The following is a 22,076-nucleotide window of genomic DNA, read 5'->3' as shown; positions in this document are numbered from 1 at the left end:
CAGAGTTCGTGGCTGGTATGCAGTGATGCGGGTTGCAGCACCATCCGTTGTCGCAGGCTATGTGATCGAGGGTCAACCCGTCCGGAATCGGGCCGACCAACCAGGTGTAGAGCAGGCGGTAGACGTACCACGGCTTCTGCTCAAAGTTGACCTGCGGACGCCCCTCCTTGGTATGGCTTCCCGTCCAGCGCCAGCAGTCTTCCGACATGTCGACTCGGACCATCACGGACTCGCGCGTGTTGGGACTCATTCAATCAGTGTACCAAGACTAGTCATTCTCCCGTGCACACACTGAGAGGAGACCTTGGTGTCGATCCTGCGCGCCGAGACGTTCTACCTGCCGCCGCCTCATCTTCCGCCCGATGCGTGGGCGGGCGAGCCTCCGGCGATGCTCGTGGTCCGCTGGTACGAGGAGATGATGAAGCGCCGCATCGTCGTCGGCGAGGGCCTGCTGCTGGAGACGGTGTACGCCCAGATCAACCACGGCCGGTGGATCGCCAACTGTGCCTGCCACTCGGCGCAGATCGTCAGCCCGGCTGACCCGCGCATGTGGTGTGTGGAGTGTGGCACCGGCTGGTGGCAGATCACCTTCCCGCCCGACTACGCCGCGATCGAGGAGGCCCTCGACGGCCTGCCGCGCGCCGAACAGAACTGGTGGGCGGCCGAGGACGAAACCGACCCGACCCGACCCACCCTGGAGGTCTGATGGCTCTGGCAGTCCCCCGCACGTGGGTAGTCGGCGAGGTCGTCACCGCGGCGATGATGAACGCCGAGGTGCGTGACCAGTGGAACGACATGATCGCGGGCGGTACCGCGTACACCCCGTCATGGACATCCACCGGTACGGCCCCGGCGCTCGGCAACGGCACGCTGACCGGCCGGAGCAAGCTGGTCGGAAAGCTATGCGACGCGACGATCAAGCTGACCGTCGGATCCACCACCACCTTCGGCACCGGGAACTGGATGTTCTCCCTGCCGTACACCGCATCCGGCAACGGCGAGTGGATCGGCCGGGCGTTCGCTGGCGATGCCTCGGTCGGTGCTGCTGGCTACTCGCAGGGCACGGCCTACGTGGCCACGTCCGGGACGACGGTGGCGCCGTACTTCGGCAACACGGGCGGTGCCGCGTCCGCTACGGCCACGGTCCCGCAGACGTGGGCGAACAGCGACCGGCTGTGGATCACCGTCCGCTACGAGACCGCCTGACCCCTGCCCGCCCCTGCCGCCCCGTGCCGACCGGCCGGGGCTTCGTCATACCTGGAGGCCCCATGGCCTGGTACCCCGGCGCCGTGAAGATGGAGCTGCAGCCGGAGTCCGATCAGCAGCACGCGATCAAGCCCGACCAGTTCATCGTCCACAGCATCATCGCGCCCTGGACGGCGAAGCGAACCTACGAGTACTGGCGCGACAGCACGAACCTGGAGTCCCACTTTGGGCTCGGGTACGAGGGCGACCTCGGCCAGTTCATCGGCACCGAGACCCGCGCGGACGCCAACTACCTGGCGAACCGTAGGCCGGACGGGCATGGCGCCGTCAGCATCGAGACGGCCAGCAACACCAGCGGCACGGACCCGTGGACGCCGGCGCAGATCGAGGAGCTGATCAAGCTCGGCGTGTGGCTGCACGAGAAGCACGGGATCCCGCTGCGGATCTGCCCGGAGTGGGACGCCCCCGGCTACGGCTACCACCGGCTGCACTCGGAGTGGGCGAAGGATGGCACCAGCTGTCCCGGGGACGCCCGAGTCCGCCAGTTCAAGGAGGTCGTGTTCCCGGGCATCGTCGCCCGCGCGACCGGCAAGACCCCCACCCCCGAGGAGGACGACGTGCCCATCTCCGACGCCGACGTGGAGCGCATCGCTCTGGCCGTGGCCGCCTTCAAGAACCCGAACCTCGACCCGCGCGACGTGTTCCAGATCCAGCGGGACGCCTCGGCCTACGCCAAGCAGGCCGCCGCCCAGACCAAGACCCTGGCCGCGACCGGGCTCACCGACGCCCAGCTCGACAAGCTCGCCGACAAGGTGGCCGACAAGCTCGCCGCCCGACTCGCCAACTGAACGGAGCAACACCGTGAACCGTCTGATCCTCGACACCGTCGAGCGAACCCTCGCCGCCTACGTGACCACGTTCCTCGGCCTCCTCCTCGCCGACGGCTTCAACCTCGCGGACGTGTCCGCGCTGAAGGCGGCGGCCATAGCCTCCGTGCCGGCGGCCCTGTCCGTGGTGAAGGCTGCGGTCGGCAGCCTGATCGGTGACAAGGCCACCGTCGGCTGGGTGCCCCGGGCCCGCTCGTGACACCCTCCGAGTCCACGCAGGTGGCGGTCGAGCTGGCGGAGATGCGCGGCGAGATCAGAACCGGGTTCGCCGAGGTCGCTGGCCGACTCGATCTCACGCTGCAGCGGACGGACCAGAACGAGCGGGCGCAAGCCGAACAGCGCGACATCGTGAAGCGGGTCGAGGAGCGGGTCGACCTGCTGGAGGCGAAGGCCGAGGCGGCAGCCACGCACGGGCCTCGGCTGGCTGCGGTGGAACGGCAGGTGTGGCTGGGCACCGGGATGGCGGTGCTGGGTGGAACGGCAGGCGGCTGGCTGCTGAGTGTCCTGGTGAAGTGAGCACGCCCCCTCCTTCGGGAGGGGGCGGCTTCGTCGTGTTCAGCGGCGTCCGTCTCGGATCTGGTAGATCCGTGCCCGGCTGAGGCCAGCCGCGTTGGCGATGCCGATGACCGAGTGGCCCGCGTTAATGGCGGCGCGGATGGCGTCGTCACGCTTCTGCTCGGCGAGCTTGAGCTGGTGGGCGGTCGCGGTCACGTTGGCGAGTTCGTTGGTGTTGCTCGGGTCGGGAGCGCCGAGGACGTCGGCGAGGAGCTGCCACTGGTCGTCGAGGGGGGTGCCGTCGTCGTCGGTGTCGATGTCGCAGGCGTCGATGTAGGTGACGAGGTCGTCGCGGGTGAAGGTGTCGCCGTCGGCGAGTTCGAGGCTGCTGCCTCGGTTGTGGAAGAGGTCTTCGATCTGCTCGGCGGTGATGTTCATGGCGCTCCCCTCCGGCGCCACCCTGTGTAGCGCGCTAGACATAGAATGTCCAAGGCGAGGGGGAGTGTCAAGCCTGCTACACATCCGGCTCCGGGAGTCGAGCCACGAAGGTGCCGATGCCCGGCTCCATGTACGCGAGGCCGGCACCCCGCAGCTCGCGCAGGACGCGCGTCGCGGTCACCCGGCTGATACCCGTCTCCTGGATGATCTCGTGCACCGACGGCAGGCGCGTCCCCGGCGGGTACGTGCCATCGTCGATCCGCTCCTCCAGCAGCGCGTACACCTGCCGCCACCTGGGGATATCCGGAGTCCAGTCCATGCTCCGGACGCTAGGACCGCTACGTCGTCTAGGCGACATCAGACCACCTAGTCCACCCATCCCCCCTATGACACCTATGACAGCCGATGTACTGTGAGCTACACGACAGACCCCCGCGACCACGCGAATGGCCCGGGGGTACGGACGAACCCTCGGGAGGATCGTCATGGCCCACGCTACCCCGCCTGTACCTGCCCGTACAGGCGGCCGAGTGTCCGGGGTCTGCACCCTGGAATGGGGGCACCCGCACTGCTCACCCGGCCCGGTCTACGTGGACGGCATCGAGGTGCTGCCGCAGTCCTGCTACTGCCCGTGCCACGCCAAGCCGAAGAGGGGGGTCCGCCGATGAGGCAGTGCCAGCGGTGCGGCTACCGGATCGAGGGCCCGGCCGTAGAGATCGAGGCGTTCTCGTCGTCTGGTGCGAAGCCGCAGATGTGGCGGCACCCGACCGACGCCGGCTGCAACAAGGCCACGCGCGAGGCCGGGCCCGGCGCCACGTACACGTCGCCGCTCCAGCGTCACCTCGGCGTCTGAGGCTCCTGCCCGCCGGTTCTCACACGCCGATGCCGGCGGGCAGGCTTCATCGCACCAGATCTGTCATGTCGACGCCGAGGGCTTCCGCTACGAGCAGCAGCTCGGAGTATCGGGGGTCGCGTTCGCCGCGTTCGTAGCGCTGGATGCTGCGGCGTTCCATGCCGATGCGGTCTGCGAGGTCGTCCTGCGATAAGCCAGCGGTCCGACGTAGGTCTGCGATGCGCTGGCCTAGGTCCCGTCTTCGGGTGATGACCCAGTCGGGGTGGGGGGTTCTTCGTGTCGGCACGACCTAACCGTTGAGGTCATGATCTTCAACGTCAGTACCCAAACGGTCGCTTCTCGTGGCAGCGTTACGCAGCGGCCCGCCCTCGGTGATGAGGTCGGGCCGCTGCTGCGTATCTGTGACGTCGTGGGGGGATGTTCCAGCAGGTCATCCCTGCCGGGACGTTCCGGAAGCGTTCCGGTCGGGGCCCGGATTCCGGGTTCCTTCCGCAGTTTCATGAAGCTTCATGTGACGTGTTGAAACGTCATGAAGCATGTTCCGTAGCAGGTCAGACCCCCTATCAGCCCCTGACCTGCCTAGGCGCTCTCCGCCTGGAACATCCAGGAGTGCTTCTCCAGGTCGGCCGTGAGGGAGATGAGGATGTCCTGGGTGACGGGGTCGGGGTCGCCCGTCACCTCGATCCGCTCCCGCATCCGGGTGATGACCGCGCCGAGCGAGGCCACCAGGATCCCGACGGCCTCCGTGTCCTTGATCCAGCCCTCCGGCACCGTGCCGATGGCGCTGGTGGAGGCCACCGTCGCCGCCCGCCCGTCGGGGTTCACCCCTATCGCGGAGGCCCGCTCGGCCACGGTGTCGGAGTGCAGTCGGGCGGTGTCCACCACCTCGTCGAGCTGCAGGTGGACGGAGCGGAAACGCGGTCCGACGACGTTCCAGTGCACCTGCTTGGCGACCAGCGCCAGGTCGACGAGATCGACCAGGGCGCCCTGGAGCGCCTCGCCGACCATCTTGAGGTCGGCGTCGGACAGCGAGCTCTTCACGACAGACATACGGGTTCTCCCACCTTTCGTACGTATCCCCCACCATGGCACGCCTGTCCGGAATGCGACATCTCAAACGGAAGACCCCGAAATCCGGGGCCGTCACGACGAAGCCCCGGCCGGCGCCCCTTCAGCAGGGCACCGACCGGGGCTTCGACCCGTTCGGATGGTCAGGCGGCGACGACGTCCACGGCCTCCGCGGGCGCCTTGATGGTCACCCGCTCGGTGGGCACACCGGCCACCGACGTCACCGACACCGAATTGAGCATCGGACGGACCGGCGACGGCACCGGTTCGCTGGAAGCTGCCGACGCGGCCAGTTCGGCCAGTGACAGCTCGTCGCTCACTTCGCGCATGAGCTCGGACATCCGTACGTCCAGCGCGTCGCAGATCGCGGAGAGCAGCTCGGAGGAAGCCTCCTTCTGCCCCCGCTCCACCTCGGAGAGATAGCCGAGCGAGACTCGGGCGGACGAGGAGACTTCGCGCAGAGTACGGCCCTGGCGCTGGCGCTGCCGACGCAGCACGTCACCCAGCAGGCGACGGAGCAGAATCATCGGTGGCTCCCTCCTCGGACCGCGTAGCCGCATCCTTCACGCCCCACCGTACCGCCTCGCGCCGCGGCCGTGCGGGGAGCGATGTCGTGTTCACTCAGGGCTGCAAACATCAATTCCCCCCGTTCTGTTCCGTATCCTGTGCCCGCGCATTTCCCGAGAGTTCCGCGTGGAGCAGTTCCAGCACGCTCCGCACGCTCTCTCTACGAATGTCCGCGCGGTCGCCGTTCAACCTCAACGACACCACTTTCCCGGCCGCCGCGCCTGTCGTGGCGGGTCCGGCCACCGCCACGTACACGGTCCCCACGGGCTGTCCGTCCTGCGGATCGGGCCCCGCGACCCCGGTCGTCGCCATCCCCCAGTCGGCGCCGAGCCGGTCGCGCACACCCCGTGCCATCTGCGCCGCGACCTCGGGATCCACCGCCCCGCGCTCGCCCAGCAGGCCGGCCTCCACCCCCAGCAGCCGGTGCTTGAGGGGGGTCGCGTAGGCGGTCACGGAGCCGAGGAAACCGCGGGAGGCCCCGGGCACCCCGGTCAGCTCCGCGGCCACCAGCCCCCCGGTGAGCGACTCGGCGACGGCCAGCGTCTGGCCGCGCTCCGCGAGCAGACCGAGGACCAGGGCCGCCGTGCTCATCGCGCCGAAGCCCCCGGTGCCTCCGCGCGCGCGGCCCGCTCGGCAGCGAGCCCGCGGCGTCTCAGCACGACCGCCTGTCGCACATAATCCAGACCGGTGACGACGGTCAGCACGACCGCCACCGCCATCACCCAGAAGCGCAGCGTCGCCAGCGGGCCGGTGAGCATCAGCACGTACATGCCGACCGCCGTGCCCTGGGCGAGCGTCTTCATCTTGCCGCCCCGGCTGGCGGGGATCACCCCGTGCCGGATCACCCAGAAGCGCATCAGCGTGATCCCCAGCTCACGCGCGAGGATCACCCCGGTCACCCACCAGGGCAGGTCGCCGAGGCCCGAGAGGCAGATCAGTCCGGCCGCCATGATCGCCTTGTCGGCGATCGGGTCGGCGATCTTCCCGAAGTCGGTGACCAGGTTGTATGTACGGGCCAGATGTCCGTCGAAGACGTCCGTGATCATGGCGACGGCGAAAGCCGCCCACGCCCAGGCCCGCCAGGCCGGGTCGTGCCCGCCGTCCTGGAGGAGCAGCACCACGAAGGCCGGCACGAGGACGAGCCGGATCATGGTGAGGATGTTGGCGATGTTCCACACGCTGACGGGGTTCACGGCCGCCACGCCCAGCTTGCCGCGGGGCGCAGGCCTGCCGGTCCCGCCCGTCGCGGATGCCGGGACTCCGGTCATCTGCCCACCTCCTCGACACACTCCGCCACGAGGTCGACGCCCTCGGTGTCCACGACCTTCGCCCTGACCATACGGCCCGGGGCCAGGTCGAGGCCCGCGCCACCACCGTCGACGAGGTAGACCTGTCCGTCCGTCTCCGGAGCCTGGTGGGCGGCGCGGCCGGTCCAGCCGTCCTCCTCGTCCTCGGACTCCACCAGTACCTCCAGCATCTCCCCGATCCGCTCCTCCGCGCGCTGCGCGGTGAGCTCCTCGGCGAGCCGGGAGAGGTGGGCGAGGCGCGCGTCCACGACCTCCTGGTCGAGCTTGTGCTCGTACGTGGCGGCCTCGGTGCCGTCCTCGTCCGAGTAGCCGAAGACGCCGATGGCGTCGAGCCGGGCGTGGGTGATGAAGCGTTCCAGCTCGGCGAAGTCGGCCTCGGTCTCGCCGGGGAAGCCGACGATGAAGTTGGACCGGGCACCGGCCGTCGGGGCCTTCTCGCGGATGGTGGCGAGCAAGTCGAGGAAGCGGTCGGTGTCGCCGAAGCGGCGCATGGCGCGCAGCACGTCGGGGGCGCTGTGCTGGAAGGACAGGTCGAAGTAGGGCACGACCTTGTCGGTGGAGGTCAGCACGTCGATCAGGCCGGGCCGCATCTCGGCCGGCTGGAGGTAGCTGACCCGGACGCGCTCGATGCCGTCGACGGCGGCGAGCTCGGGCAGCAGGCTCTCCAGGAGGCGGATGTCGCCGAGGTCCTTGCCGTACGAGGTGTTGTTCTCGGAGACCAGCATGACCTCCTTCACGCCCTGCTCGGCGAGCCAGCGCGTCTCGTTCAGCACGTCCGAGGGACGGCGGGAGACGAAGCTGCCGCGGAAGGACGGGATGGCGCAGAAGGAGCAGCGGCGGTCGCAGCCGGAGGCCAGCTTCACGGAGGCGACGGGGCTGCGGTCGAGGCGGCGGCGGAGCGGGGCCCGGGGGCCGGAGGCGGGGGCGAGGCCCTCGGGCAGGTCGCCCGGGACGTTCTGCGGCTCCTCGGCGGCTCCGTGGCCCGGCAGGGCGACCTCGGCGGCGGCCTGCTGGCGGTCGACCGGGGAGAGCGGGAGGAGCTTGCGCCGGTCGCGCGGGGTGTGGGCCTCGACGCTGCCACCGCTGAGGATGGTCTGGAGGCGGTTGGAGATGTCGGCGTAGTCGTCGAAGCCGAGCACGCCGTCGGCCTCGGGGAGGGCCTCGGCCAGCTCCTTGCCGTAGCGCTCGGCCATGCAGCCGACGGCGACGACGGCCTGGGTCTTGCCGTGGTCCTTCAGATCATTGGCTTCGAGGAGGGCGTCGACGGAGTCCTTCTTGGCGGCTTCGACGAAGCCGCAGGTGTTGACGACGGCGACGTCTGCGTCCTCGGCGTTCTCGACGAGCTCCCAGCCGTCCGCTGCCAAGCGGCCTGCGAGCTCCTCCGAGTCCACCTCGTTACGGGCGCAGCCGAGAGTGACAAGGGCGACGGTACGGCGTTCGGGCATGGACTCAAGACTACTTCGTCCCGGACGCGACCCCGTCGCTCAGGGTTCACCTGCGCGACGGAGGTCACACCGGACGCTCTCGTCCCGTGCCGGATCAGCCGGCCTCGGGGTCGCCCCGGGTGTAGCTGAGGCGCTCCACCTGGCCGTCCTCGAACTTGCCGGAGACCTTCTTGCCGTTGACGTACAGCTCGATCGCGCCCGCGTTGCCGAGGACGAGGTCGACCTGCTCGTCGTCCTGGAAGGTCTTGGTGTCGCCTTCCTGGAGGAAGCCGTCGAAGAGCATCTTGCCGTCGGAGGCCTTGGCCGAGATCCAGCTCTTGCCGTCGGCGGTGAGCTTGACCGTGACCTTGTCGGCCGGGACCGCCGCGATGGCGCTGCCGGTCGGCTTGGGGGCGGGCTTGACCGGCTTCGGCTTGGCGGCGGAGGTCGCCTTCTCCGGGGCGGGCGCCGGTCCGCCCTCGGCGGCCGTGGTCCCCTTCGGCTCCTCGGCGCCGTTGAACATCGTGAAGCCGACGAAACCGACGACGGCGACGATCGCCGCGACCATGGCCGCGGTCCAGTTGGGCCGCCGGGGCTCGGGGCGGATGCGTTCCGCCTCGAAGAGCGGCGCGGCGGGGGTGGGCGAGGGGCGGCCGCCGTGCTCGGCGTCGTACCGCTCGATCAGCGGCGCCGGGTCGATCCCGACGGCGCGCGCGAGCGTGCGGATGTGACCGCGCGCGTAGACGTCTCCGCCGCAGCGCGAGAAGTCCTCCTCCTCGATGCCGTGCACGATCGGGATCCGGACACGGGTGGAGGCGCTGACCTCTTCGACGCTGAGGCCGGCGGCGATGCGGGCCTGCTGGAGGGTGCGACCGATCGGTTCCGGGTCGTCTGACGGGAACGTCCGGTCGTCTTCGGGGGAGTTGCCGATGGACACGAGAGCGCCTTTCGAGCGTGTAGCCACCTGCTGGACGTTCAGTCTATGGGTGGTACGAAAGGGTGGGGCAACCGGGCGGGTGCGGTTTGTACGCCATGAGGTTGTACATCAGGGCGGGAGGACATCTTCCGAGGGGACATCCTCTTCCCCTCCGTCCAACTTGACGTACGGCCAGGGGAAACGGTTGCCCTCGTTTCCCTTACGAGTGAGTCTCGGCCCGGTCTCGAACGGGTACCCCGCCCCCCGCCGCCCCACGCTCCCCGCCCGTCACTCCGCCGACTCGCCGCGGATCACCGCGAGCACCCCGTCCAGCTCGTCCGGCTTGACGAGCACGTCCCGCGCCTTGGAGCCCTCGCTGGGCCCCACGATGTTCCGCGACTCCATCAGGTCCATCAGCCGGCCGGCCTTCGCGAAGCCGACCCGCAGCTTCCGCTGGAGCATCGAGGTCGAGCCGAACTGGGTCGAGACGACCAGCTCGGCCGCCTGGCACAGCAGGTCCAGGTCGTCGCCGATCTCCTCGTCGATCTCCTTCTTCTGCTTGGTGCCGACGGTGACGTCGTCCCGGAAGACCGGCGTCATCTGGTCCTTGCAGTGCTGCACGACGGCCGCGACCTCGGCCTCGGTGACGAAGGCGCCCTGCATGCGGACCGGCTTGTTCGCGCCCATCGGCAGGAAGAGGCCGTCGCCCTTGCCGATGAGCTTCTCCGCGCCGGGCTGGTCGAGGATGACCCGGCTGTCGGCGAGCGAGGAGGTGGCGAAGGCGAGGCGGGACGGCACGTTCGCCTTGATCAGACCGGTGACGACGTCCACCGAGGGCCGCTGGGTGGCGAGCACCAGGTGGATGCCGGCGGCGCGGGCCAGCTGGGTGATGCGGACGATGGCGTCCTCGACGTCCCGGGGCGCCACCATCATCAGGTCGGCGAGCTCGTCGACGATGACCAGGAGGTACGGGTAGGTCTTGAGCTCGCGCTCGCTGCCGGGCGGCAGCTGCACCTTGCCGTCGCGGATCGCCTGGTTGAAGTCGTCGATGTGCCGGAAGCCGAAGGCCGCCAGGTCGTCGTAGCGGAGGTCCATCTCCTTCACCACCCACTGGAGGGCCTCGGCGGCCCGCTTGGGGTTGGTGATGATCGGGGTGATCAGGTGGGGGATGCCCTCGTACGCGGTCAGCTCGACCCGCTTGGGGTCGACGAGCACCATCCGGACGTCCTCGGGGGTCGCCCTTATCATGATCGAGGTGATCAGGCAGTTGATGCACGAGGACTTGCCGGAGCCGGTGGCGCCCGCGACGAGGACGTGCGGCATCTTCGCCAGGTTGGCCATCTCGTAGCCGCCCTCGACGTTCTTGCCGAGCGCCACCAGCATCGGGTGGTCGTCCTCGGCCGCGGCCGCGAGCCGCAGCACGTCGCCGAGGTTCACCATCTCCCGGTCGCTGTTCGGGATCTCGATGCCGACGGCGGACTTGCCGGGGATCGGCGAGATGATCCGCACGTCCGGCGAGGCCACCGCGTAGGCGATGTTCTTCGTCAGGGCGGTGATCTTCTCGACCTTCACGGCGGGGCCGAGCTCGACCTCGTAGCGGGTGACCGTCGGCCCCCGGGTGAAGCCGGTGACGGCCGCGTCCACCTTGAACTCGGTGAAGACGTTCGACAGCGCGTCCACGACGGCGTCGTTCGCCGCCGACCGGGTCTTGCCGGGACCGCCCCGCTCCAGCAGGTCGAGCGAGGGCAGCGCGTAGGTGATGTCCCCGGCGAGCTGGAGCTGCTCGGCCCGCGCCGGCAGGTCCGTCGGCTCCGGCGCCGGCTTGGTCAGATCGGGTACGGGACCCCCCGCCGGGCGCTTGTCCCCGCCCCGCGCGGTCGGCACGTTCGGCGGCGTCTTCGGCAGGGGCGGTACGGGCCCGGTGGCCTCGCCCGTCGCACCGCCGGCCCCCTCCGCCAGGGCCGCGGCCCGCTCGGCGGTCACGTCCCTGGTCAGGTCGGCGACCAGCGGCGAGGGCGGCATCCCGTTCAGCACCGCGCCGTCGAGCGCGGCGGCCGCGGCGGCGGCGACGTCGACCGGGTCCAGGCCGTGGTCGCGGTCGGCCGCGCGGGGCCGGGCGGTGCGGCCGCGCCGCTCCAGCGCCTCGGCCTCGGCCCGGTCCACGTCGTACGGATCGGCGGGGCCGCCGCTCCGGCGCCGGGCCGGCCGGGCGGCGCGCGGCGGCGCCTCCCGCCAGTCCTCCTCGTACGGCTCCTGGTCGGCGTACTCCTCGGCGGTCTCCTCGTAGGCGGGCTCGACCAGGCCGAGCCGGACGCCGAGGGCGCGCAGCCGCTGCGGGATCGCGTTGACCGGGGTGGCCGTGACGACCAGCAGTCCGAAGAGGGTGAGCAGCACCAGCAGGGGGACGGCCAGGGCCTCCCCCGTCATGAAGACCAGCGGCTGGGAGGAGGCCCAGCCGATCAGTCCGCCCGCGTCCTGCATCGCCTCGGAGCCGGCGTCCCGGCCGGGCGAACCGCACGCGATGTGGACCTGCCCGAGGACGCCGATGACGAGCGCGGAGAGCCCGATGACGATCCGGCCGTTGGCCTCGGGGCGCTCCGGATAGCAGAAGAGCCGGAAGGAGATGGAGCCCAGCAGCAGCGGGACGAGCAGGTCGAGCCGGCCGAAGGCGCCGGTGACCAGCATCTCGACGAGGTCGCCGACCGGGTTGTCCAGGTGGGACCAGGTGCCGGCGGCGACGATCAGCGCGGCGCCGAGCAGCAGCAGGGCGAGCCCGTCCTTGCGGTGGGCGGGGTCGAGGCCCTTGGCGCCGCGCCCTATCCCTCGGAACACCGCGCCGACGCCGCTCGCGGCACCCCGCGCCACCTTGTACACGCCTCCGGTGGGGGACGGCGCCGGCCGGGGCGCGGGCCGCTTCGCCGCGGACTTCTTCGCGGGCGCGCGCTTGGCGGGCGCGGCCTTCTTGGCCGCCGCCCTCTTCGCGGGCGGTTTGGCCGGGGACTTCGCCGCGGACTTGGCGGCCGTCTTCTTCGCGGCGCCCGTGGTCCGTCCGGCGCGCGATGGTGCGGTGCCCTGTGAGCCCTTGCCGGACGTACGTGAAGCCATGGGGTCGAGGTTACCGGTGAGCGGCCGGGCTGTCCGCCTCACCCGAACGTGTCGTCCTTGCCCCGGCACGGGGCTGACGGCCGGTCAGCGGGACCGGCGGCCGGGTGACGGGACCTCAGTTCTGCGCGGGGAGCGGGGGCGCGCCCCCGGTGCCGGGCTCCAGCGCGTCCAGCGCCCGCCGCAGTCCGGTGAGCTTGCGCTCCAGGTGGGCTGCGGTGGCGACGGCCGCCGCGTCGGCGGACTCGTCGTCGAGCTGCTTGGAGAGCGCCTCGGCCTGCTCCTCGACGGCGGCGAGCCGGGCGGACAGCTCGGCGAGCAGCCCGGCGGCCTCCTTGCCCTGGCCGCCCTCGCCGCCGCCCTCCAACTGGAGCCGCAGCAGCGCCGCCTGCTCGCGCAGCTTGCAGTTCTTCATGTAGAGCTCGACGAAGACGGAGACCTTGGCGCGCAGCACCCACGGGTCGAACGGCTTCGAGATGTAGTCGACCGCGCCCGCGGCGTACCCCCGGAAGGTGTGGTGGGGGCCGTGGTTGATCGCGGTCAGGAAGATGATCGGGATGTCCCGGGTCCGCTCGCGGCGCTTGATGTGCGCCGCGGTCTCGAATCCGTCCATACCGGGCATCTGGACGTCGAGCAGGATGACCGCGAAGTCGTCCGTCAGCAGCGCCTTGAGCGCTTCCTCCCCGGACGATGCCCGCACCAGCGTCTGATCGAGCGCGGAGAGAATGGCCTCCAGCGCCAGCAGATTCTCCGGCCGGTCATCGACCAGGAGGATCTTGGCCTTCTGCACCATGCCCCGTCCTCCTCGTCCCGGCAACGGCTCGACCCGGCTTCCGGAACCACTCCCGGAACCGGGGGAAGCACCGGGCGCCGCCCCAGAGGACGGCTTCCTGGCGCCGTCCGTCCTTGTGCCGGTCATCGTAGCCGCACCCCACCCGTCGCCACACCCTGTCACCGTGATGTCACTGTGCACATCGCGGTAACGGGGCGTGGGTCGAGAAGGTTCCCCGTATCCGGCCTCCTCACACGTGGACGGCGACGGTACGCCGCCCGGTCCGGTGCCGGCCCGGTCGGGCCGGCACCGGACCGCCCGCCTCACTCCTCCCGCATCCACTGCTCCATGACGGACAGCAGGTAGTCGGGGTCGACCGGCTTGGTGACGTAGTCGGAGGCGCCCGACTCGATCGCCTTCTCCCGGTCGCCCTTCATCGCCTTCGCGGTCAGCGCGATGATCGGCAGCCCGGCGAACTGCGGCATCCGCCGGATCGCGGTCGTCGTCGCGTACCCGTCCATCTCCGGCATCATGATGTCCATCAGAACGACCGTCACGTCGTCGTTCTGCTCCAGGACCTCGATGCCCTCCCGCCCGTTCTCCGCGTACAACACCGCGAGCCCGTGCTGCTCCAGCACGCTGGTGAGGGCGAAGACGTTGCGGATGTCGTCGTCCACGATGAGGACCTTCTCGCCGGCGAAGGAGTAGGTGCGGCGCGGCGCGGCAACGCCCTCCGGCTCCGCGCCGGCGCTCTCGCCGGCCTCCTCCGGCAGCCCCTGCGGGCCCGGCTGCCCGGGCACCCCGCCCCGGGCCTCGCCCGCCCCGGCCGTGTCCGGCGCCTCCGCCGCCGCGCCCGCCTTGCGACGGTGCCGGAAGAGCGCCCCGGCCCCCGACCGCGCCTCGCTCCGCACCGGCGCGGGCGGGAAGTGCGGGAAGGCGGGCCCGGACCGGCCGTCCCCGGGCTCCTGCCCGGGCTCTTCCTGCTCGCCCTGCCCGTACCCGTGCTGCGGCACCTCGGTCGGGTTCAGCGGCAGGTAGAGGGTGAAGGTGGAGCCGCGGCCCGGCTCGCTCGCCGCGAAGATCTCGCCGCCCAGCAGACGGGCGATCTCCCGGCTGATCGACAGGCCGAGGCCGGTGCCGCCGTACTTGCGGCTGGTGGTGCCGTCGGCCTGCTTGAACGCCTCGAAGATGACCCGCATCTTGCTGGCCGCGATGCCGATCCCGGTGTCGGTGACCGAGAAGGCGATCAGCTCGGCGTCGGCGTCGCGCAGCGAGCCGGCCTCCAGGAGCTGCTCCCTGATGGACTGCGGCACGTCCGCGCCGGCCGGCCGGATCACCAGCTCGACCGCGCCGGAGTCGGTGAACTTCACCGCGTTGGACAGCAGGTTGCGCAGCACCTGGAGGAGCCGCTGCTCGTCGGTGTGGAGGGTGGCGGGCAGCTCGGGCGAGACCCGGACCGAGAAGTCCAGGCCCTTCTCCGCGGTGAGCGGCCGGAAGGTCGCCTCCACGTAGTCGACGAGCTGGACGAGGGCGATCCGGGTCGGGGAGACGTCCATCTTGCCCGCCTCGACCTTCGACAGGTCGAGGATGTCGTTGATGAGCTGGAGCAGGTCGGAGCCGGCGCCGTGGATGGTCTCGGCGAACTCGACCTGCTTCGGGGTGAGGTTGGTCTCCGCGTTGTCCGCGAGCAGCTTGGCCAGGATGAGCAGCGAGTTGAGCGGGGTGCGCAGCTCGTGCGACATGTTGGCGAGGAACTCGGACTTGTAGCGCATGGAGACGGCGAGCTGTTCGGCCCGCTCCTCCAGGACCTGCCGGGCCTCCTCGATCTCGGTGTTCTTGACCTCGATGTCGCGGTTCTGGCGGGCGAGGAGTTCGGCCTTGTCCTCCAGTTCGGCGTTGGAGTTCTGCAGCTCCTTCTGCCGGTGCTCCAGCTCGGCCGAGCGCTCCTTGAGCTGCTCGGTCAGCTCCTGCGACTGCTGGAGCAGCACCTCGGTCTTGGTGTTGACGCTGATGGTGTTGACCGTGGTCGCGATCAGCTCGGCGATCTGGTTGAGGAAGTCCCGCTGGATCTGGGCGAAGGGCTGGAAGGAGGCCAGCTCGATGACGCCGAGGACCTTCCCCTCGAAGAGGACGGGCAGCACGATCACGTGCGCGGGGGCGGCCTCGCCGAGTCCGGACGAGATCTTGAGGTAGCCCGGCGGCACGTTGACCTGGATCGTCCGCTTCTCCTCGGCGGCGGTCCCGATGAGGGTCTCGCCGGGGCGGAAGGAGGTCGGCATGGAGCCGGCGGAGTACCCGTAACTGCCGCGCATGCGCAGCTCGTACGAGCCGTCGCCCTCGCCGACGAGTTCGGTGTCGTGGTTGGCGGACCCGGTCGGCGTCGCCACGAAGAAGGCGCCGTGCTGGGCGGAGACCACCGGCGTCAGCTCGCTCATGATGAGCGAGGCGACGTCGTCGAGGTCCCGGCGGCCCTGCATGAGGCCGGAGATGCGGGCCAGGTTGGACTTGAGCCAGTCCTGCTCGTCGTTGGCGAGGGTGGTGTCGCGCAGGTTGGCGATCATCGTGTTGATGTTGTCCTGCAGGGCCTGGATCTCGCCGGCCGCGTCCACACCGTCGATCTTGACGTTGAGGTCGCCGCGGGTCACCGCGGTGGCGACGGCCGCGATCGCGCGCACCTGCCGGGTGAGGTTCCCGGCCATCTCGTTCACGGAGAGGGTGAGGTCGCTCCAGGTGCCCTCCACGTCCCGCACCCGCGCCTGGCCGCCGAGCTGGCCGTCGGTGCCCACCTCGCGGGCGACGCGGGTGACCTCCTCGGCGAAGTTCGACAGCTGGTCGACCATCGTGTTGATGGTGTTCTTCAGCTCCTGGATCTCGCCCCGGGCGTCGATGTCGATCTTCCGGGTGAGGTCGCCCTTGGCGATGGCCGTGGTGACCGCGGCGATCTGCCGCACCTGACCCGTCAGGTTGTCGGCCATGCTGTTCACCGAGTCGGTGAGGTCCTTCCAGGTGCCGGAACCGCCGGGCACCCGGGCCTGGCCGCCGAGGATGCCGTCGGTGCCCACCTCGCGGGCCACCCGGGTCACCTCGTCGGCGAACGCGGACAGGGTCGTCACCATCGTGTTGACGGTCTCGGCGAGTTCGGCGACCTCGCCGCGCGCCTCCACCGTGACCTTCTTCGTCAGGTCGCCGTTGGCGACCGCCGAGGAGACCCGGGCGATGTTCCGCACCTGGCTGGTCAGGTTGTTGGCCATCAGGTTGACGTTGTCGCTCAGGTCCTTCCAGATGCCGGTGACCCCGCGCACCCGGGCCTGACCGCCGAGGATGCCCTCGGTGCCCACCTCGCGGGCCACCCGGGTCACCTCGTCGGCGAAGTTCGACAGCTGGTCCACCATCGTGTTGACGGTGGTGACGAGCTCCAGGATCTCGCCCTTGGCGTCGACGGTGATCTTCTTCGACAGGTCGCCGCGGGCGACGGCGGTGGTGACCTCGGCGATGTTCCGGACCTGGAAGGTCAGGTTGTTCGCCATGAAGTTCACCGACTGGGTCAGGTCCTTCCAGGTGCCGGAGACCCCCTGCACCTCGGCCTGCCCGCCCAGGATGCCCTCGGTGCCCACCTCGCGGGCCACCCGGGTCACCTGGTCCGCGAAGGAGGACAGCTGGTCCACCATCGTGTTGAGGGTGTTCTTGAGCTCCAGGATCTCGCCGCGCGCGTCGACGTCGATCTTCTGCGACAGGTCGCCGCGCGCCACCGCGGTGGCGACCTGCGCGATGTTGCGCACCTGGGCCGTCAGGTTCCCCGCCATGCCGTTCACCGAGTCGGTGAGGTCCCGCCACACACCGGCGACGCCCGGCACCTGCGCCTGGCCGCCGAGGCGCCCGTCGGTGCCCACCTCGCGGGCGACCCGGGTCACCTGGTCGGCGAAGGCGGAGAGCTGGTCGACCATCGTGTTGATGGTGTTCTTGAGCTCCAGGATCTCGCCGCGCGCGTCGACGTCGATCTTCTGCGACAGGTCGCCGCGCGCCACGGCCGTGGTCACCTGCGCGATCTGCCGCACCTGCGAGGTGAGGTTCCCGGCCATGAAGTTCACCGAGTCGGTCAGCTCGCGCCAGCGGCCGGAGACGCCGTCCACCCGCGCCTGACCGCCCAGCCGGCCCTCGGTGCCCACGTCCCGCGCCATCCGCGTGACCTGGTCGGCGAAGGACGACAGCTGCGACACCATGGTGTTGACGGTGTTCTTGAGCTCCAGCATCTCGCCGGCCACGTCGACGGTGACCTTCTGCGACAGGTCGCCGTTGGCGACCGCCGTGGTCACCTGCGCGATGTCCCGCACCTGGCCGGTGAGGTTGTGGAAGGCGTTGTTCACCGAGTCGGTGAGGTCCTTCCACGTGCCGGCGGCGCCGGGCACCTGCGCCTGTCCGCCCAGCCGGCCCTCGACGCCGACCTCCCGGGCCACCCGGGTCACCTCGGAACCGAAGGCGGACAGCTGGTCCACCATGGTGTTGACGGTGTTCTTGAGCTCCAGCATCTCGCCGGCGACGTCGACGGTGACCTTCTGCGACAGGTCGCCGTTGGCGACCGCCGTGGTCACCTGCGCGATGTCCCGCACCTGCGTGGTGATGTTCCGGAAGACGGTGTTGACCGAGTCCGTCAGGTCCTTCCAGGTGCCCGCCGCGCCCGGCACCTGCGCCTGCCCGCCGAGCAGGCCCTCGGCGCCGACCTCGCCGGACACCCGGGTCACCTCGTCGGCGAAGGTCCGCAGCGTCTCGGTCATCTGGTTGATGGTGTCGGCGAGTTGGGCGATCTCGCCGCGCGCGCTGACGGTGACCTTCTGCGACAGGTCGCCGTTGGCGACCGCCGTCGTCACCTCCGCGATCCCCCTCACCTGATTGGTGAGGTTGCCCGCCATCGTGTTGACGGAGTCGGTCAGGTCCTTCCACACGCCGGCGACCCCGGCCACCTCGGCCTGACCGCCGAGCTCGCCCTCGGTGCCCACCTCGCGGGCGACCCGGGTCACCTCGGACGAGAACGACGACAGCTGGTCCACCATCGTGTTGACGGTGTTCTTCAGCGAGAGCATCTCGCCGGCCACGTTCGCCGTGACCTTCTGCGACAGGTCGCCGTTGGCCACCGCCGTCGTCACCAGCGCGATGTCCCGCACCTGGGCCGTCAGCTGGTTCGCCATGGTGTTGACGGAGTCCGTGAGGTCCTTCCAGGACCCGGACACGCCCCGGACGTGCGCCTGCCCGCCGAGGATGCCCTCCGTGCCCACCTCGACGGCGACCCGGGTCACCTCGGACGCGAAGACCGACAGCTGGTCCACCAGGTGGTTGACGGTCCGCGCGACCTTCAGGAACTCGCCGCGCAGCGGCCGCACCGTCCCGTCGGAACCCTCCGAACGCAAGTCCATCCGCTGTTCGAGGTCACCCTCGGCGACCGCCGTCAGCACCCGGCTGACCTCGGAGACCGGTCGCGCGAGGTCGTCGACCAGCGCGTTCGCCGCCTCGATCGCCGCCGCCCAGGCGCCCTCGGTCGTCCCGGCCTCCAGCCGCTCGGACAGCTTGCCCTCGCGCCCGACCACCCGCCGCACCCGCGACAGCTCGCCGGTCACGTGCATCTGCCGGTCGGCGACCTCGTTGAAGACGGCCGCGATCTCGGCCATCACCCCGTCGCCGGAGACGGTCAGCCGCCTCCGCAGGTTCCCGTCGCGCATCGACACCAGAGCGGACAGCAACCGCTCCAGCGCGGCCACGTCCACCTGCACCGTCCCCCCACGGGAACGCCCGCCCCTCGCGCGCGTGCCGCTGCCGCCGCCGCGCCGCGCCGCCGTGCCAGACTCCACCGTGACCCTCCCGAAAGGGGCTCGACCGTTCCGCTCCGGCTCCCGCCGAAGCATTCCCAGTGTTTCACCGCGACCGGACCGGGCGATAACAGTTCGGCAGCTTCGCACAGCGTCCCCGCCCCCGGAGGGCGGAAACAGCGGAGACCGGCATCCGCGGGGACGGCGAAGGTAAGTAATCTGGCATCCGGCTGTCCAGCCGCCCCGGTCCGCCCGGCGGGGGCGGTGTGGCGAGCGTACGACCACCGGGCAGTGGGAGGGGCAGACCGAGCATGGCAGAGCCGGGCGTCGAGACGCGTACGAGGAGTGCTGTGATCACCGCGCGGGCGACTGCCAGTTTCGAGCCCGTCGGACGGTCCGTCGCCGCCGCCCGGGCCTTCGTCCGGGACACCCTCCAGGGCTGGGGCCACCCCGAGCTCGTGGACGACGCCGTCGTCCTGACCAGCGAGCTGGTCACCAATGCCGTGGTGCACGCGGGCACCGCCGCGGACGTCCTGTGCCTGCGCTCCGAGGACAGCGTCCGCGTGGAGGTCGCCGACCGCTACCCGGAGCGCGAGATCCCGGTCCAGAGCGGCCGTACGATCGCGAGCCCCGACCGGGAGAACGGCCGCGGCCTGCTCCTGTGCGCCGCCCTCGCCGACCGCTGGGGCGTCGACTACTCCCCCACCCGCAAGCACGTCTGGTTCCACCTGGACCTCCCCCAGCGCCCCGTCGGCACCCGCTCCGCCGGCCCGGTCCTGCCCGACGCCCTCCTCCCGGTCGCCGACAGCCGCGTCCGCGTCGCCGTCGTCCAGATCGACCGGGGCGGCGCGATCACCTCCTGGAACGAGGACGCCGAGGAGCTCTTCGGGTACGCCCCCGAGCAGGTCACCGGCAAGCCCCTGGGCGACCTCGCCGCCTGGCCGCACACCCCCGGCATCGGCACCGGCCTCGCGGAGGCCCTCCGCCTCTCCCGCTGGGAGGGCAGTTACGGGCTCCGCCGCGCCGACGGCCGCGTCATCCCCGTGTACGCCTCCCACCTGCGGGTACGTGACGCCGGGGGCGAGCCCTCCACGGTCTGCCTGCTGGTGCGGGAGGAGGAGCGCGCGGTCCTGCAGACCCCGCAGCGCCCGGCCGCCGACCCGGGCGCGGAGAGCCGCGCCACGGACCCCTTCGAGGTCTTCATCGGCTCCCCCGCCCCCGACGACCTGGACGGCCTGCTCCAGCGCACGGTCGAGCGGGCCCGTGACATGCTCGACGGGGACGCCGCCTTCCTGCTGCTCGCCACGGACGACGAGACGGAGCTGGAGGTGCGGGCGACGACGGGCCTCCCGGCGGCCCGCCAGCGCTTCGCCCGGGTCCCGGTGGAGACCGGTGCCAGCCGCTACGGCTCCGCCCGGATGCCCGCGGTCCACGAGGACCTGGCCGCAGTCCCGGGCGCCGTGCCGCTGCTGGAGGGCACCGGCATGCGGTCGGTGGTCACGGTCCCCCTCAAGGTCGAGGGCCGTCTCACCGGTTCCCTCGGCGTCGCGGCCGAGGCCGCGAACCGCTATTCGAACGAGGAGGCGCTCCGTCTCCAGTTCGCCGCCGACCGCATCGCCCTGGCCGTGGAGTCGGCCCGCCTGGGCGAGCTGGAGCGGCTCCGCCGCGGTTCCCTCAGCTTCCTCGTCGAGGCCTCCGACCTGCTGGCCGGCACCCTCGACCGCGACCAGACGCTGGCGCTGATGGCCCAGATGACGGTCCCGACGCTCGCCACCTGGTGCGCGGTGTACACGATCGCCGACCCGACCTCGGACCCGTACCTCTCGTACGTGCTCCACGAGGACGAGGACCGCATCGACGGCCTGAAGGCCCTGCTGGGCTCGATCGCCCCGCCCGATCCGGTGCCGTCTCCCGGCGCCCGCCTCTGGACGGCTCCCGGCGACGCGGCCCACCGGGCCGCGCTGGCCGCGTCGGCCCGCGAGCTGGAGCACCTGGGCAGCCCGCTCTCCTCCGGCATCGACGGCGCCCTGGCCACGGCCGGCGCGGTCGCCGGCGAAACGGTCGTGCTGCCCCTGGTGGCCCGCAACCGCGTGATCGGCATGCTGACCCTCGGCCGTCCGGCCGAGGACCACTTCCGCCAGGAGATCCTGGAGCTGGCCGAGGACCTCTCGCGCCGGGCCGCCCTGGCCCTGGACAACGCCCGCCTGTACTCCGAGCGCAACGCCATCAGCCAGTCCCTACAGCGCAGCCTCCTCCCTCCTGAGCTCCCCAAGATCCCCGGTGTCGAGGTGGACGTCATCTACCGCGCGGCCGGCGAGGGGAACGAGGTCGGCGGCGACTTCTACGACGTCTTCCCGATCAGGGAGGACGTGTACGGCTTCGCCATCGGCGACGTCTGCGGTACGGGCCCGGAGGCGGCGGCCGTCACGGGCCTGGCCCGGCACGCCCTGCGCCTACTGGCCCGCGAGGGCTTCGGCGGCCCGGCCGTCCTGGAGCGCCTGAACGCGGCCATCCTCGACGAGGGCGCCCGCAGCCGCTTCCTGACCCTGCTGTACGGCGAGCTCCACCCGCAGCCCGACGGCTCGGCGACCCTGAAGGTCGTCTGCGCCGGCCACCCCCTCCCCCTGCGCCTCCGCCCCGACGGCACGGTCACCCCGGCCGCCGAACCGCAGCCGCTGCTCGGCGTGATGGACGACCTGGAGCTGTACGAGGAGACGTTCACGCTCGATCCGGGCGACGTCCTCCTCTGTGTCACGGACGGCGTCACGGAGCGCCGCGAGGGCACCCGCATGCTGGGCGACGACGGTCTGGCCGACGCCCTGAGGACGTGTACGGGGCTGACGGCCGGCGCGGTCGGCGGCCGCATCCTCCGCGCGGTCGAGCGCTTCGCCCACGCCCCGGCCTCGGACGACATGGCCATCCTGACGATGCGCCTGCGGGAGCCGGACCCCAGCTGACGACGACGCGGGCCGGCGTCTCCGCGAGGAGACGCCGGCCCGTCTCCGTTCTTCCGCCCTGCCCGGAAACGCAAGAAGGCCCCCGCCTGGTGGCGGGGGCCTTGTTGTTTATCTGAGCCCTTTAACGGAATCGAACCGTTGACCTTCTCCTTACCATGGAGACGCTCTGCCGACTGAGCTAAAAGGGCGGGTTGTTCGGCGGTGTCCTACTCTCCCACAGGGTCCCCCCTGCAGTACCATCGGCGCTGAAAGGCTTAGCTTCCGGGTTCGGAATGTAACCGGGCGT

General features: G+C 70.9%; 19 protein-coding genes, 1 tRNA gene and 1 rRNA gene. 7 read left to right on the top strand and 14 right to left on the bottom strand.

Going from position 1 to position 22,076, the window contains the following annotated elements:
- Positions 1-307 precede the first annotated feature (307 nt).
- The 5 genes from ACFW6A_RS32080 (at position 308) to ACFW6A_RS32060 (ending at position 2,609) form a co-directional block, all read left to right on the top strand.
- Positions 308-706, top strand: coding sequence for a hypothetical protein (locus tag ACFW6A_RS32080; protein WP_386644830.1), 399 nt, complete (start codon positions 308-310; stop codon positions 704-706).
- Complete coding sequence (locus ACFW6A_RS32075; protein ID WP_386644827.1) at positions 706-1,206, top strand: hypothetical protein; 501 nt, start codon at positions 706-708, stop codon at positions 1,204-1,206. Before ACFW6A_RS32080 ends, ACFW6A_RS32075 begins: the two co-directional genes overlap by 1 nt.
- A 62-nt stretch (positions 1,207-1,268) precedes the next feature.
- The gene (locus ACFW6A_RS32070) at positions 1,269-2,054 is read left to right on the top strand and encodes an N-acetylmuramoyl-L-alanine amidase (RefSeq protein WP_386644824.1); all 786 of its coding nucleotides are present in this window, start codon (positions 1,269-1,271) and stop codon (positions 2,052-2,054) included.
- A gap of 13 nt (positions 2,055-2,067) precedes the next feature.
- Positions 2,068-2,292 carry a hypothetical protein gene (locus ACFW6A_RS32065; protein ID WP_386644821.1) on the top strand — a complete coding sequence of 75 codons (225 nt, stop codon included), beginning with the start codon at positions 2,068-2,070 and terminating at the stop codon, positions 2,290-2,292.
- Positions 2,293-2,312: 20 nt separating this feature from the next.
- The gene (locus ACFW6A_RS32060) at positions 2,313-2,609 is read left to right on the top strand and encodes a hypothetical protein (RefSeq protein ID WP_386644819.1); all 297 of its coding nucleotides are present in this window, start codon (positions 2,313-2,315) and stop codon (positions 2,607-2,609) included.
- Between the two features lie 39 nt (positions 2,610-2,648).
- On the opposite strand, the gene ACFW6A_RS32055 is transcribed toward ACFW6A_RS32060, so the two are convergent.
- On the bottom strand, positions 2,649-3,026 hold the full coding sequence (locus ACFW6A_RS32055; protein ID WP_386644816.1) for a hypothetical protein: 378 nt from the start codon (positions 3,024-3,026) through the stop codon (positions 2,649-2,651).
- 76 nt (positions 3,027-3,102) lie between these two features.
- Positions 3,103-3,345 (bottom strand): winged helix-turn-helix domain-containing protein, encoded by a 243-nt coding sequence (locus ACFW6A_RS32050; RefSeq protein WP_386644813.1) that lies wholly within the window; start codon positions 3,343-3,345, stop codon positions 3,103-3,105.
- Between the two features lie 345 nt (positions 3,346-3,690).
- On the opposite strand from ACFW6A_RS32050, the gene ACFW6A_RS32045 reads away from it, so the two are divergent.
- Positions 3,691-3,879: a hypothetical protein gene (locus ACFW6A_RS32045; protein ID WP_386644810.1), complete on the top strand. Its 189-nt coding sequence runs from the start codon at positions 3,691-3,693 to the stop codon at positions 3,877-3,879.
- A 46-nt stretch (positions 3,880-3,925) separates the two neighbouring features.
- Here the strand turns inward: ACFW6A_RS32045 and ACFW6A_RS32040 are convergent, their stop codons facing one another.
- The 10 genes from ACFW6A_RS32040 to ACFW6A_RS31995 all read right to left on the bottom strand — a co-directional run bounded on the left by ACFW6A_RS32040 (position 3,926) and on the right by ACFW6A_RS31995 (position 18,875).
- A complete protein-coding gene (locus ACFW6A_RS32040) occupies positions 3,926-4,165 on the bottom strand; it encodes a helix-turn-helix domain-containing protein (protein ID WP_386644807.1) in 240 nt (79 codons plus the stop codon).
- A gap of 293 nt (positions 4,166-4,458) precedes the next feature.
- On the bottom strand, positions 4,459-4,929 hold the full coding sequence (locus ACFW6A_RS32035; RefSeq protein WP_386644804.1) for a Dps family protein: 471 nt from the start codon (positions 4,927-4,929) through the stop codon (positions 4,459-4,461).
- A gap of 161 nt (positions 4,930-5,090) precedes the next feature.
- A complete protein-coding gene (locus ACFW6A_RS32030; protein WP_351848618.1) occupies positions 5,091-5,474 on the bottom strand; it encodes a helix-turn-helix transcriptional regulator in 384 nt (127 codons plus the stop codon).
- A gap of 109 nt (positions 5,475-5,583) precedes the next feature.
- Positions 5,584-6,105, bottom strand: coding sequence for a CinA family protein (locus tag ACFW6A_RS32025; protein ID WP_351848616.1), 522 nt, complete (start codon positions 6,103-6,105; stop codon positions 5,584-5,586).
- On the bottom strand, positions 6,102-6,782 hold the full coding sequence (gene pgsA / locus ACFW6A_RS32020; RefSeq protein ID WP_351848613.1) for a CDP-diacylglycerol--glycerol-3-phosphate 3-phosphatidyltransferase: 681 nt from the start codon (positions 6,780-6,782) through the stop codon (positions 6,102-6,104). Before pgsA ends, ACFW6A_RS32025 begins: the two co-directional genes overlap by 4 nt.
- On the bottom strand, positions 6,779-8,266 hold the full coding sequence (gene rimO, locus ACFW6A_RS32015) for a 30S ribosomal protein S12 methylthiotransferase RimO (RefSeq protein ID WP_386477550.1): 1,488 nt from the start codon (positions 8,264-8,266) through the stop codon (positions 6,779-6,781). The genes pgsA and rimO overlap by 4 nt, the downstream gene beginning before the upstream one ends.
- 94 nt (positions 8,267-8,360) lie before the next feature.
- Positions 8,361-9,182, bottom strand: a complete 822-nt coding sequence (locus ACFW6A_RS32010; RefSeq protein WP_386477553.1) for a helix-turn-helix domain-containing protein — start codon at positions 9,180-9,182, stop codon at positions 8,361-8,363.
- A gap of 267 nt (positions 9,183-9,449) precedes the next feature.
- Entirely contained in the window at positions 9,450-12,266 is a 2,817-nt protein-coding gene (locus ACFW6A_RS32005; RefSeq protein ID WP_386644801.1) for a DNA translocase FtsK, read from the bottom strand.
- Between the two features lie 115 nt (positions 12,267-12,381).
- The gene (locus tag ACFW6A_RS32000; RefSeq protein WP_386644798.1) at positions 12,382-13,056 is read right to left on the bottom strand and encodes a two-component system response regulator; all 675 of its coding nucleotides are present in this window, start codon (positions 13,054-13,056) and stop codon (positions 12,382-12,384) included.
- Positions 13,057-13,358: 302 nt separating this feature from the next.
- Positions 13,359-18,875 (bottom strand): HAMP domain-containing protein, encoded by a 5,517-nt coding sequence (locus tag ACFW6A_RS31995; protein ID WP_386644795.1) that lies wholly within the window; start codon positions 18,873-18,875, stop codon positions 13,359-13,361.
- A 269-nt stretch (positions 18,876-19,144) separates the two neighbouring features.
- Between ACFW6A_RS31995 and ACFW6A_RS31990 the strand changes: the two genes are divergently transcribed.
- On the top strand, positions 19,145-21,790 hold the full coding sequence (locus ACFW6A_RS31990; protein WP_351857074.1) for a SpoIIE family protein phosphatase: 2,646 nt from the start codon (positions 19,145-19,147) through the stop codon (positions 21,788-21,790).
- Between the two features lie 115 nt (positions 21,791-21,905).
- Here the strand turns inward: ACFW6A_RS31990 and ACFW6A_RS31985 are convergent.
- Positions 21,906-21,978, bottom strand: a tRNA-Thr gene (locus ACFW6A_RS31985).
- 5 nt (positions 21,979-21,983) lie between these two features.
- Positions 21,984-22,076, bottom strand: a 5S ribosomal RNA gene (gene rrf, locus ACFW6A_RS31980); the annotation flags it as partial.

Source organism: Streptomyces sp. NPDC058758, from assembly GCF_042746075.1.
Lineage (GTDB): Bacteria > Actinomycetota > Actinomycetes > Streptomycetales > Streptomycetaceae > Streptomyces.
This window is presented reverse-complemented; position numbering and strand designations above follow the sequence as displayed.

Bases quoted from the DNA above. Each gene is read 5' to 3' on its own strand.
- ACFW6A_RS32035 (WP_386644804.1), bottom strand. From the start codon at position 4,929: ATGTCTGTCGTGAAGAGCTCGCTGTCCGACGCCGACCTCAAGATGGTC.
- ACFW6A_RS32005 (WP_386644801.1), bottom strand. From the start codon at position 12,266: ATGGCTTCACGTACGTCCGGCAAGGGCTCACAGGGCACCGCACCATCG.
- ACFW6A_RS32050 (WP_386644813.1), bottom strand. From the start codon at position 3,345: ATGGACTGGACTCCGGATATCCCCAGGTGGCGGCAGGTGTACGCGCTG.
- ACFW6A_RS32075 (WP_386644827.1), top strand. From the start codon at position 706: ATGGCTCTGGCAGTCCCCCGCACGTGGGTAGTCGGCGAGGTCGTCACC.
- ACFW6A_RS32045 (WP_386644810.1), top strand. From the start codon at position 3,691: ATGAGGCAGTGCCAGCGGTGCGGCTACCGGATCGAGGGCCCGGCCGTA.
- ACFW6A_RS32055 (WP_386644816.1), bottom strand. From the start codon at position 3,026: ATGAACATCACCGCCGAGCAGATCGAAGACCTCTTCCACAACCGAGGC.
- rimO (WP_386477550.1), bottom strand. From the start codon at position 8,266: ATGCCCGAACGCCGTACCGTCGCCCTTGTCACTCTCGGCTGCGCCCGT.
- ACFW6A_RS32025 (WP_351848616.1), bottom strand. From the start codon at position 6,105: ATGAGCACGGCGGCCCTGGTCCTCGGTCTGCTCGCGGAGCGCGGCCAG.
- ACFW6A_RS32000 (WP_386644798.1), bottom strand. From the start codon at position 13,056: ATGGTGCAGAAGGCCAAGATCCTCCTGGTCGATGACCGGCCGGAGAAT.
- ACFW6A_RS31990 (WP_351857074.1), top strand. From the start codon at position 19,145: ATGGCAGAGCCGGGCGTCGAGACGCGTACGAGGAGTGCTGTGATCACC.
- ACFW6A_RS32030 (WP_351848618.1), bottom strand. From the start codon at position 5,474: ATGATTCTGCTCCGTCGCCTGCTGGGTGACGTGCTGCGTCGGCAGCGC.
- ACFW6A_RS32070 (WP_386644824.1), top strand. From the start codon at position 1,269: ATGGCCTGGTACCCCGGCGCCGTGAAGATGGAGCTGCAGCCGGAGTCC.
- pgsA (WP_351848613.1), bottom strand. From the start codon at position 6,782: ATGACCGGAGTCCCGGCATCCGCGACGGGCGGGACCGGCAGGCCTGCG.